At 61.4% G+C, this 11,641-nt stretch carries 11 protein-coding genes; 7 read left to right on the top strand and 4 right to left on the bottom strand.

Going from position 1 to position 11,641, the window contains the following annotated elements:
- Position 1: 1 nt before the first annotated feature.
- From TX78_RS06775 to TX78_RS06785, 3 genes are read left to right on the top strand one after another with little or no spacing between them, the layout of a single operon-like run.
- Positions 2–2,959, top strand: a complete 2,958-nt coding sequence (locus TX78_RS06775; RefSeq protein ID WP_044494828.1) for a DEAD/DEAH box helicase — start codon at positions 2–4, stop codon at positions 2,957–2,959.
- Positions 2,949–4,118, top strand: a complete 1,170-nt coding sequence (locus tag TX78_RS06780) for a hypothetical protein (RefSeq protein WP_044494831.1) — start codon at positions 2,949–2,951, stop codon at positions 4,116–4,118. The genes TX78_RS06775 and TX78_RS06780 overlap by 11 nt, the downstream gene beginning before the upstream one ends.
- 10 nt (positions 4,119–4,128) lie before the next feature.
- Positions 4,129–4,860, top strand: a complete 732-nt coding sequence (locus TX78_RS06785) for a polyprenol monophosphomannose synthase (protein WP_044494995.1) — start codon at positions 4,129–4,131, stop codon at positions 4,858–4,860.
- A gap of 111 nt (positions 4,861–4,971) precedes the next feature.
- Here the strand turns inward: TX78_RS06785 and TX78_RS06790 are convergent, their stop codons facing one another.
- The 4 genes from TX78_RS06790 to TX78_RS06805 all read right to left on the bottom strand — a co-directional run bounded on the left by TX78_RS06790 (position 4,972) and on the right by TX78_RS06805 (position 8,207).
- Positions 4,972–5,313, bottom strand: coding sequence for an RNA polymerase-binding protein RbpA (locus tag TX78_RS06790; protein ID WP_044494832.1), 342 nt, complete (start codon positions 5,311–5,313; stop codon positions 4,972–4,974).
- A gap of 127 nt (positions 5,314–5,440) precedes the next feature.
- Entirely contained in the window at positions 5,441–6,709 is a 1,269-nt protein-coding gene (locus TX78_RS06795; protein WP_081652623.1) for an SPFH domain-containing protein, read from the bottom strand.
- Between the two features lie 54 nt (positions 6,710–6,763).
- Positions 6,764–7,249 carry an NfeD family protein gene (locus TX78_RS06800; RefSeq protein WP_044494833.1) on the bottom strand — a complete coding sequence of 162 codons (486 nt, stop codon included), beginning with the start codon at positions 7,247–7,249 and terminating at the stop codon, positions 6,764–6,766.
- A 106-nt stretch (positions 7,250–7,355) separates the two neighbouring features.
- Positions 7,356–8,207: a putative RNA methyltransferase gene (locus TX78_RS06805; protein WP_044494834.1), complete on the bottom strand. Its 852-nt coding sequence runs from the start codon at positions 8,205–8,207 to the stop codon at positions 7,356–7,358.
- Between the two features lie 361 nt (positions 8,208–8,568).
- Between TX78_RS06805 and TX78_RS06810 the strand changes: the two genes are divergently transcribed.
- From TX78_RS06810 to TX78_RS06825, 4 genes are all read left to right on the top strand, one after another.
- Positions 8,569–8,970 (top strand): DUF3054 domain-containing protein, encoded by a 402-nt coding sequence (locus TX78_RS06810; protein ID WP_081652624.1) that lies wholly within the window; start codon positions 8,569–8,571, stop codon positions 8,968–8,970.
- Positions 8,971–9,141: 171 nt separating this feature from the next.
- Positions 9,142–10,332 carry an alcohol dehydrogenase catalytic domain-containing protein gene (locus tag TX78_RS06815; protein ID WP_044494836.1) on the top strand — a complete coding sequence of 397 codons (1,191 nt, stop codon included), beginning with the start codon at positions 9,142–9,144 and terminating at the stop codon, positions 10,330–10,332.
- 51 nt (positions 10,333–10,383) lie between these two features.
- A complete protein-coding gene (locus TX78_RS06820; protein ID WP_044494837.1) occupies positions 10,384–11,274 on the top strand; it encodes an SDR family oxidoreductase in 891 nt (296 codons plus the stop codon).
- An 88-nt stretch (positions 11,275–11,362) separates the two neighbouring features.
- Complete coding sequence (locus TX78_RS06825; RefSeq protein ID WP_044494839.1) at positions 11,363–11,617, top strand: DUF7218 family protein; 255 nt, start codon at positions 11,363–11,365, stop codon at positions 11,615–11,617.
- The last annotated feature ends 24 nt before the right edge of the window (positions 11,618–11,641 follow it).

Raw genomic sequence — 11,641 nt, forward strand, 5'->3', positions numbered from 1 at the left:
TATGAGTTCACCGGCTGATCGATCCTCTGATGAGTGCCTATCACCGGCACAGCGTTATGCCCAGTCACGCCGGCGGGCCGCAGAAGCCAAGACCGAACTGGCTGCGTTTCGTGCCGAGCAGGCTTTTGACCTCGATGACTTCCAGCTGGAGGCCTGTCGACACCTGGAAGCTGGCCGTGCTGTTCTGGTAGCTGCTCCTACCGGTGCCGGTAAGACGATCGTCGGTGAGTTCGCCGTCCATCTCGCCCTCACCCAGGGCAAGAAGGCCTTCTATACAACGCCCATTAAGGCCCTTTCGAATCAGAAGTACCAGGAGCTGGTGGCCGATTACGGTGCTGACCGGGTGGGGCTGCTCACCGGTGATACCTCAATCAACTCCGAGGCCCAGGTTGTGGTCATGACCACCGAGGTGCTGCGCAATATGCTGTATCAGTCCTCCTCAACCTTGGACGACCTGAAGTTTGTGGTCATGGACGAGGTCCACTATCTAGCCGACCGCTTCCGCGGTGCAGTGTGGGAGGAAGTCATCATCCATTTGCCCGAGAGCGTTCAGGTGGCGGCGCTTTCGGCAACAGTGTCCAACGCAGAAGAGTTCGGCGCCTGGCTGGACACAGTACGTGGCGAGACGGCCGTGGTGGTCTCAGAGCACCGTCCAGTGCCGCTCTGGCAGCACATGCTGGTGAATCACCAGATCTATGACCTCTTCGTCATCACCGAGGAGAACGACGACGCATCCGGTGGCCAATTGGTGAATCCGGAGCTGCAGCGTGCCGTGGCGTTCTCACAATCCCCGCCTTCACGGCGAAGTGGGGGTCATCGCGGTAGAGGCCGGGGCCGCCACGGCTATGGCCGCCCCGGCGGACCTAGACGTGAGCTCAGCACCAGCGGCAAGGATGTCTCCAAGATTTCTGGATCTCCTGCTGGCGGACCCCGACTGCATCGGCCACGCATGATCAGAGCTCTTGATCGTCAGGGTCTCTTGCCCTGCATCAGCTTCATCTTCTCCCGCGCCGGCTGCGAGGCAGCGGTGGAGCAGTGTCTGCATGCCGGAATCCAGCTGACCTCTAAAGAAGAGGCCGCGGAAATCGCGTCTCGGGTTGAGGAAATGGGCTGGGAGCTGCCAGCTGAAGACCTTTCTGTACTTGGCTTCGACAGTTTCCGGGAAGCTCTGATCAACGGCGTTGCCGCCCACCACGCCGGAATGCTCCCGCCTTTCAAGGAACTGGTAGAGAACCTCTATGCAGAGGGCCTGCTGAAGGTGGTATTCGCCACTGAGACCCTGGCCCTCGGCATCAACATGCCTGCGCGCACAGTAGTGCTGGAGAAACTCGATAAGTTCAACGGCGAAACCCATGAGGACATCACCCCGGGCGAGTACACCCAGCTCACCGGGCGGGCGGGGCGACGAGGTATCGATGTGGAAGGTCACGCCGTCGTGGTCTGGCAGCCCGGTATGGATCCACGACAGGTGGCGGGTCTGGCGTCCAAGCGCACCTATCCGCTGAATTCCAGCTTCAGCCCCAGCTACAACATGGCAGTCAACCTGATCGCGCAGTTCGGACGGCGCAGGGCCCGCACCATCCTGGAGTCTTCCTTCGCGCAGTTCCAGGCCGACCGAGCCGTAGTCGGACTTGCCCGCGACGTCGCCAAGCGTGAATCCTCCTTGGCCGGCTATGAGAAGGCTATGCAGTGTCACCTGGGAGACTTCCGGGAGTATGCAGAACTGCGTCGAGAGCTGACCGAGCAGCAGAAGGATCAGGCCAAGGCGCGCAACCGACAGCGCCGCCGCGAGATCGTCAGGGTGCTCAGTTCGCTGGAGCCTGGAGATGTCATTGAGGTAGGTGGCAAACGCCGATTAGGGGAGTGCCTGGTCGTTCATTCGGCACCCGAACATGATCCGCGGCCCGGGGTCATCACAGCTGACGGCAAGCTGCGCAATCTCACCGTGGAGGATTTCTCTCAGCCTCCGGAGGTGATCTCCGCTGTCCGGTTGCCACGCAAACCTCAGGTCAAGGTCCCTAAGATTCGTCGAGACCTCGCCTCGGCTATGAGAGCCGCGCTCCACGACCGGGTGCCCCCGCGCAAGAACGCGCCGCAGCCAGGCTTCGGCTTTGCTGAAGCCGAGGATGAAGGCCAGCAGGTTGATGAGCTGCAAGCCGCACTGCGTCGCCATCCCTGCCATTCCTGCAGCGACCGGGAAGAACACGCTCGCTGGGCCGAACGCTGGTGGAAACTGCGCCGCGAGACTGACCAGCTCAAGGGCAAGATCGACCGGCGTACCGGATCCATTGCCAAGACCTTCGATCGAGTCTGCGGAGTCCTCTACGACCTGGGGCACCTGCAGCCTGCCGATGAGGAACGGCTGCCAACCGCTGCACCCATCGCTGAAGAGTTCGGCACCGAAGAGTTCATTGTGACTGAGCGCGGCCAGCGATTGCGGCGAATCTACGGCGAACGTGATCTCTTCACCGAGATGCTCATAGATCGCGGGGTGCTTGCTGGGCTCTCTGCTGAGGAGTTGGCAGCCTTCTCCACGCTTTTGGTCTATCAGGCCAAGCGAGAGGATGAAGGCGCGATGCCGCTGATGCCGACCAAGCGCCTCAGCAACGCGGTGCGTTCAGCGCTTGAAGTTCATGCTGAGCTTGAAACCCTGGAGAAGCGTCACCACTTGGAACCCACCGACGGCCCAGAGATGGGCCTGAGCCTGCCGATGTACCACTGGGCCTCGGGCTCGAGCCTGCGGCAGTCGTTGGAAGATTCCCCGCTGGCCGCAGGTGACTTCGTCCGTTGGGCCAAGCAGTGCATCGATGTCTTGGACCAGCTCTCCAAGGCTCCCACTACGGGCGGAAAATTTGCCTCTCGCTGCCAAGAGGCTGTGGATCTCATCGCCAGAGGAGTGGTGGCTTACTCCTCGGTGGCTTATCAATCAGTGGAGGAAGACTTTGACAGTGACGCCTGAGGCCGAAGCAGAAGCACCGGTACTGCTTTTTAACGGCACCATCCATTCGACTGCAGAACCGTATGCAGAGGCGATGATCGTAGAAGATGGGCAGGTCGCCTGGCTGGGCTCTGACGAAACTGCTGAGCGCATGGCGGGGGACCGGCTTATCCGGCAGGATCTTGACCGCGCTCTTGTGGCACCAGCCTTTGTGGGACGGGTAGGACTTGAGCTGAGCGAAGCGTCGGCTGTCACAATGGCTGAAGTCCTTGATGTTGCCGCCCAGAAGCTGGGCTATTGCGCGCTGCGATTGGTCGTCACGGTCTCTGTGGATGACCTGGCTGACGCTACCGCAGTGCAGGCTGCGCTGGCTGAGACTTTCACGGCGGCGGCGGGGCATCCGGTGGAGGTATACCCGGTGCTGCGGCTGACAGGTGTCCACGCCGATGGGGGAGCCCCTTCAATTGCGCCGCTGAACGCCCTGTTGGATCTGCTTCCCGCTGTCGAGGAGGCTGCCGGGCGTCCCGCGGGAGCGGCTGTACTGCTGCGGGAGGTGCTGCCGAATCTCCTGGGCGTGCGCTCCTGGGCGGCCGAGGCAGGTCACCAGCTGTTGATCGAAACTGACGGTATCGACGCCGCGGAGGCAGTTGACGCCGTCGTCACCACCACCAAGCACCTGCGTGAGCTCAGGCAGACTCCGACTGCTTCGATGCCGACTCTGCTTGTCGGCTTTGACTCAGCTGAGCGTGATCACTGGGAGGCCCTGCTGAACACCGGCGTACACGTTGTGCTCACCGGTCCCGGACACCTGGGCACGGCGTTGAGTGTGGGCGTGCCGACGTCAGCTGTCCCCGGGGAGGGGGAGAATCCCTGGCAATTGGTCTCCGATCATGTGCACTCCGTCACAGAGGCAGTCTCAGCCCGAGCTGGATTTAACGCATTGACCCGCGGTGCATACCGCTCTTTGGTCGGCGCCTCGGAGACTGCCGGACAACTCAACCCCGGTACGGTCGCGACCTACGCGATCTGGGAGGTGGAGTCCCTCGCGGTACAGACGCCACACTCCACTGTGGCTGCCTGGAGCACCGACACGCGCGCCCGCACACCCCTCCTTCCGTACCTGGATGGAGAGACTCTGCCGCGCCTTGTCAGCACGGTGATTGCCGGACGCGGCGTGTAACGTGGTGAATATGAAGATCCTGACCATCATCCCCACCTACAACGAGATCGACGCGCTGCCGACCACTATTGATCGGCTTCGTGCAGCTGTGCCCCATTCTGATGTGCTCATCGTTGATGACAACAGTCCTGATGGCACTGGCGAGCTCGCTGAGGAGATGAGCGCTGCTGACTCGGCCATCCATGTGCTGCACCGCACCCAGAAGAATGGTCTCGGCGGCGCGTATATTGCTGGATTCGGCTGGGGGCTGGAGCGGGATTACGACGCCTTCGTTGAGCTGGATGCCGATGGTTCACATCAGCCTGAGCAGCTCCCGGACCTGCTCGCAAAGATCGACGAGGCAGATCTGGTGATCGGTTCGCGCTGGGTCTCTGGGGGATCGGTGGTGAACTGGCCGCTGCACCGCGAGGTGATCTCCCGGGCGGGCAGCTTCTACTCACGGACCATGCTGGGATTGAAGGTGCGCGATATCACCGCCGGATTCCGAGTATTCCGACGCTCCACGCTCGAGGATATCGATCTGAACTCGATCGAATCAGTGGGCTATGGATTCCAGGTGGATATGACGTTCCGCGTGGCTCGGCAGGGCAAGACCATCGCAGAGGTTCCCATCACCTTCGTGGAGCGCACCCTAGGTGAGTCCAAGATGAGCGGCGGTATTGTGCTCGAGGCTATGACTAATGTCACCAAGTGGGGGCTGGCAGCACGCGCGGAGACTCTGCGCAAACGCTTCAGCGGATAACCAGATATCAGCTGCAACAGATATGGGTATGGCCTGAGGGGGAGTCCCCGGGCCATACCCATATCTAGCGCTTGACCCAAAGCTAGTGGGCCGAACCCTGATCCTTGGCGATCAGACCTTCTCGCCGCGACGTTCGCGCAGGATCTTCATACGGTCCTGAAGGATGTCCTCCAGCTCGTCCTTCGAGCGGCGCTCCAGCAACATGTCCCAGTGGGTTCGCACAGGCTTCTCGGGCTCCTCGTCAGGAGTATCACCTTCAGCCAGCACGCCTACCTTGCCTGAGGGAGCGGTCCAGGTCGGCGGAATCTCAGCGTCGGCGGCAAAGATCACGCTTATCTTCTCGCCGTCCTCGCAGACGTATTCAACTGTCTGGCGAGGTGCCGGTTCCACACCCTGCTCGGTCTCCATGGACTGTGCGCCCAGGCGCATTCCGCGCAGACTGCGATCACTCATCGGGTTTCCTCCCACATCATCAGGACAGACTCTTCACTCACTACAGAAGTCTCTTCGGCACTACAACAGGGCAGCGGCTGTAGATTATTCCACAGCCGCTGCCCTTGGCGTTGAATAGGATCGCCGCTCAGCGGCTTTCGGAGCCCTGCTGATCCGGACCATCCTGCGGATGGGGAGGGTTATTGCCGGTTTCAGAGTTCAGTGCGGTGTCTGCCTCGGGGGGAGCTGTCTGTGCTACCCGGCGCAGCGCCTCGGCGCTGTCCTCCTCCAGACCGGGAACCTTCCGGGAAGCCGCAGAGGCATTGCCGGGCTCGGCCTTGCGAGCCGCTTCCTCCAGGTCCTTGGAGGAGACATAGTGGGAGTGCTCATCGGTCACCGAGGTGGACCGTGCTGATTCAGCCAGATCTGCAATGGCGTCGGAGATGCCCGGCTTGGATTCCTTGCGCCGTTCAGCATGGCGCTGGGCGCGCTCGGCACGGATCTTCTCCTGAGTCTCGACTGCATCAGCTGGTCCTGCCGAGCTGCTGCCGCCGAATGCTCCGGAGAGGGACTTCAGGGCATCACCGAATTCACCGGGGATGAAGAACATCGTATTGGTTTCAGACTTGGCCATCTCCGGCAGCGTCTGCAGGTACTGGTAGGAGAGCAGCTCGGGGGAGGGCTCAGCAGCATGGACGGCGTTGAAGACCGTCTCAATGGCCTGCGCCTCTGCATTGGCGGCAAGAATGCGGGACTGAGCTTCACCCTCAGCCTTGAGGATCGCGGCCTGCCGGTCACCTTCAGCGTTGAGGATTGCGGACTGCTTATTGCCTTCCGCGGTCAGGATGGCAGCGCGGCGGTTACGCTCGGCGCGCATCTGCTGTTCCATGGAGTCCTGGATGCTGTGCGGCGGGTCGATAGCCTTCAGCTCCACACGTGCCACGCGAATACCCCAGCGGCCGGTGACTTTGTCCAGCTCACCACGCAGCATCGAGTTGATCTGATCTCGTGAGGTCAGCGCTTCTTCCAGGTTCATACCACCCACCACATTTCGCAGCGTGGTGGTGGTCAGCTGCTCGACAGCGACGATGTAGTTCTGGATCTCGTACGTCGCGGCCTTCGGATCAGTGATCTGGAAATAGACCACAGTGTCAATGGAGACCACCAGGTTGTCTTCGGTGATCACCGGCTGCGGGGGAAAGCTCACCACCTGTTCGCGCATATCCAGCATGGGCAGCAGCCGGTCGATAAAGGGCACCAGGATAGTCAGTCCCGGTCCCTGGGTGCGCTGGTATTTGCCCAGCCGTTCAATGATGCCGGCTCGGGCTTGCGGGATGATTCTCACGCTTTGGGCGAGGATCACCACCACAAAGGCCACGAGGGCCAGCAGTACGACGATGGTCACGATTTCTGGCATGGTGTCCGTTCCTAGTCCTACGACGGGCTATCTGGGCTGAGGTGGAATGAGCACTTAGGCTTCCTGGCCTTGCGGGTCGTTCCACTGAATACTGGGGGCCGGGCGGAGGTAGACGGTGGCGCCGTCTACGGAGTCCACGACGGCGGTCATGCCCGGTTCGATTCGGTACTCGCCAGCTGAGCGGGCGGTCCAGGTGTCGCCGTCGACCTCGGCCAGTCCGGACTGCGCTGTGACTGTTTCGATGGTCTGGGCTTCCATCCCGGTCATCCGATCGACATTGGTCAGCTGGTCGTGCGGACCCTTCTTCAGATGCTTCAGGGCAATGGGGCGAACAGCACCGAGCATGAGCAGAGCGGTCACGGAACCTACTACCACCTGCAGCCACCCGGGACCTCCGGCCAGGGACACGGTCATGGCCGAGAGCGCTCCGGCGGCGAGCATGAGGAAAAGCAGATCCAGCATGAACACTTCGAGCACGAGCAGCACGAACGTCAGTGAGAGCCATGCGGCCCAGAGATTCTCGCCGAACCACTCGATCATGCAGGTACGCCTCCTTGCAGCCTGATGCGGTCACATCTGGCCTGTGATCTCCACCCTATCCGCGCCCGGGGGAGAACGGAATAAGATAACAGCATCGATCCGCTGGTCAGGGCTGGTTCTGCCAGGTCAGAAGTTCGACGTCAACGCTAATAGTGGACACTGGATGCTGCTCAACGAGGCGGAGAAGCTCTGCCGAGTCCCTATGGTGGCCTGCTGGCCCCATGAAGATCAGATCAGCGGCCAGCTCCGGGCTGACCTGAGGGCTTGATGCCGCGATGTGAATAGTGATCGGTTCGCCAAAATGCGGTGCCATCTGCGCTATCAGCTGCTCGCGTTTATCCGCCTGCTGTCCAAGTAAGCCTGAGCCACGGAGTTCGTGGAGGTGTCCTGGGCGCGGGATCACCACGACGGCGCGGCCCTTCGGCGTCAGCACACGGCGGTATTCGGCCGGATTGCGCGGGGCGAAGACGTTGATGAGCAGATCTGTGCTGGAATACGCCAGCGGCAAGGGTTGCCAGAGGTCCCACGCCAGTGCGAGGCTTCGGGGGTGCTTCGCAGCTCGTTTCAGCCCCGCGGGGGAGAGGTCTACGGCAATTCCTCTGCTGGTGGGATGAGCGTCCAGCAGCTGGTGCAAGTAATGTCCGGTGCCGGCGCCGCAGTCCACGATGAGTGTCGGGTCAGCTGCGGCCGCGGAATCGCTCAGCGCCGCGGTCACCGTTGAGAAGATCCCGGCGTCCTGGACGCGTTCGCGTGCCATGATCATCTGTGCTGAGTCCGGGGTGAACTTCACGGCTTTTCCGGCCAACAAGTTGACATAACCTTGTCGTGCTGCGTCGAAGCTGTGCCCAGTGGGGCAGTGCAAGCCGCGAAGTCGGGAGTCCTTGTAATCCACAACCAGCTGTTCTGCGCAGTGCGGGCATCGCACCGGCCACTGTTGTAACGGCCCCTGGTCAGTCATGTCTCATACAGTATCGGTCGAAGTCTGCCGGTGTTCATGCGGCCTACAGTGTGATGGTACGGCGCGACCCAGACTGTGGTGCTCTCAGTTCGGCACGCATCCGCAACTGACGGTCGTATTGGTTCCAACGCTGTTCCTGTCGATGGGTCCTGGCCCTGCGCAGTTCGGGTCACGGCATTCTGCGCCTTCTCCGCATCACTGTCACTCCGGTCTAATCCACCGATAATCTACATTATGTCAAGTAACACACCTGGAGGTTGGCGCAGCGGACCAGCCGGACTGGCGTCCTGCGGCACACTGACAACTTTGACCACCGCCCCGCCGTCCCCTTCCTCGTGGTAGAGCTATAGGCTTAAGTGACATGAGCACAACTGAAAGATCTCTGGGTCCAGTACGGCATTCAGCGATCATCACCTTGGTTCTGTTGCTGCTGGATGCGGCCCTGGTGGTGCTGTTTGCCGTCGCTGGTAACCGCTCGCACAGCACGGGACTGAGCGTCTCCGATGTCGCAGGTACCGCTTGGCCGTTTCTTATAGGGCTCCTCCTCGGGTGGGCGCTCACCAGGAGTTGGCGCCAACCTTCGCGGCTGTGGCCCGAGGGCGTCGTCGTCGTACTCATCACCGTGGCACTTGGAATGACGCTGCGCGTACTGCTGACCGACGGTGGCGCTCCCCTGTCCTTTGTAGCAGTCGCCACAGGTTCCCTGGCACTGCTGCTGCTGGGCCGACGATTGGTGAGCAGTCAGATGCTCCGCCGACGTTGAGTCGACAGCCTCTCAGGCCCATAGGTGACCGGGGGTGATGACTGACGGATGCTTTGACCTCTCCCTCGGCTGATGTCCAGCAGGTCCTAAGGTGCGGCGGCCTACGGTGGGACACGTCCAGCTCATCCGACCCGATCCGGGTCGAGGCGCCGACCGTAGGAGGAAGTTAACGTGAAAGCTGTCACTTGGCAGGGCACCCGCAAGGTATCTGTGGAGAACGTTCCGGACCCCACGCTGCAGCAGCCCAATGACGCGATTATTGAGGTGACGTCAACGGCCCTCTGCGGTTCGGACCTCCACCTCTATGAAGTGTTGGGGCCGTTTATGACCCCGGGCGATATTGTCGGCCATGAACCGATGGGCCGTGTTGTCGAGGTAGGTGCGGAGTCAAACCTCAACGTCGGAGACCGCGTGGTGATCCCTTTCCAGATTGCTTGCGGTAAGTGCTACTACTGCCGCAAGGGTTTGCAGACTCAGTGCGAAACGACCCAAGTGACTGAGCAGGGCATGGGAGCCAAGCTCTTCGGCTACTCGCAGCTTTACGGCGCAGTGCCCGGCGGACAGGCACAATTTCTTCGTGTGCCCCATGCTGACTACGGACCCATCAAAGTCGGCGACGAATTGCCTGACCACCGGTACCTATTCCTCTCGGACGTGCTTCCCACCGCTTGGCAGGCGGTGGCCTATGCGCAGGTCGAACCCGGGGATTCCGTTGCGGTGATAGGGCTGGGCCCGATCGGTCAGTTCGCCGCGCGTATTGCCAAGCATCTGGGAATGACCGTCTTCGCCATCGAGCCCGAGGCAGACCGCCGGGCGATGGCTGCCCGCCACGGCATCATCGTGCACGAACCCGGCGAGGAGTCCCTGACGGCCATTCGCGAGGCCACAGACGGCCGCGGCCCCGATGCGGTCATTGATGCCGTGGGCATGGAAGCTCATGGGGACGCGCAGTCAGCTCTCGGTAAATTCGCTCAGCTGACCGCGCAGTTCCTGCCGGAGAAGATCAGTCAGCCAATGATGGAGAATCTCTCCATGGACCGCTTGGCCGCTTTGTACGCCGCCATCGAGTTGGTCCGTCGTGGTGGGACCGTCTCGCTCAGCGGAGTCTACGGCGGCCAGGCTTCTCCCCTGCCGATGCTGACCCTCTTCGATAAGCAGATCAACGTCACGATGGGTCAGGCCAACGTCAAGCGTTGGGTGGATGACATCTTGCCGCTTGTGGAAGATGCCGCAGACCCACTGGGCATTGACGATTTTGTCACTCACCATCTGCCACTGAGTCAGGCTCCTGAGGCCTATGAGATGTTCCAGAAGAAACAGGACGGCTGCATCAAGGTGGTCTTTGATCCGCAGCGGGCCTGAGGTATACCCACTCGTCGACGCAACTCATCCCTGAGGAAGAAGGAGAACACGATGACGACCGAAACCACCCAGGATCCCCGCGATAAGTACAAGAACGACGACTACCCCGCCCATGAGGATGTGGGGCAGCCCGGCCTCACCGACGAGACAAGCCCCTCCCCCGATCACGGCGAGGAATCCTATGTGGGCCATGGCCGGCTCGAGGGCATGAAGACTCTCATCACCGGTGGTGACTCCGGTATCGGGCGCGCAGTGGCGATCGCCTTTGCCCGCGAAGGTTCTGATCTCGCCATTGTGTATCTGCCTGAGGAGGAAGAGGATGCCCAGGCCACAGCGGAGCTCGTCCGCGAGGCCGGCCGCAAGGTGGCCATCTACCCTCAGGACCTGCGCGAGGCGGGTGCTGCAGAGCGCATCGTGAGCAGCACACTCGAGGATCTCGGCGGACTGGATGTAGTGATCCTCAATGCCGCCTACCAGAAGGCCCGTGAAGGCATCGCCGAGGTGGACATCGATGAGGTGAAGAAAGTCTTCGATACCAACTTGGTGTCCCATATCGCTATAGCCCGCGAGGCCGTGCCGCACCTGCAGCCCGGGTCTTCCATCATCACCACCAGTTCGGTCCAGGCTGAAAATCCCTCAGCTGCCCTGTTTGACTATGCCATGACGAAGGCTGCGCAGAAGGCATTCACCGAGGCTCTGGCCCAGGAACTGGGACCGAAGGGAATCCGCGTCAATGCGGTGGCGCCCGGTCCCATCTGGACTCCGCTGATTCCGGCCACTGGGTTCCCGGAGGACAAAGTCAAGGAGTTTGGCACCGACACTCCCCTGGAACGTCCGGGCCAGCCCGCCGAGCTTGCCGGAGCCTACGTGTACCTGGCCAGTGAGGAAGCTTCCTACACCTCTGGCGCGGTCATTCCCGTGACCGGCGGTAAGCCCTTCTGAGTAAGTCCCGACGGCGCGCCCAGGCGGGCAAGCCCCGCGGCACGATCTGGCACATACGTTCTCAGCAACGTTGAATGAAGGAGACTCCATGGCTAACTCGGTGAAGGACGAGGAACTCTACGAAAAGCTGCGCGAAGAAGGCAACTCCAAGGAGAAGGCCGCTCGGATCGCTAACTCTGCAGCCAATGAAGGGCGGCAGAAGCAGGGCGAGAAGGGTGGTAGCGCAGAGAACTACGAGGATCGCACGGTGGATGAGCTTCAAGACCGCGCGAAGGAACTCGGTATCGAAGGGTACTCGCAGATGAATAAGGATGAGCTCATCGACGCTCTGCGTCATCACTGAGCTTATCTGCTACACACGGCTGTG

The organism is Nesterenkonia massiliensis (genome assembly GCF_000455245.1).
Classification (GTDB): domain Bacteria; phylum Actinomycetota; class Actinomycetes; order Actinomycetales; family Micrococcaceae; genus Nesterenkonia; species Nesterenkonia rhizosphaerae.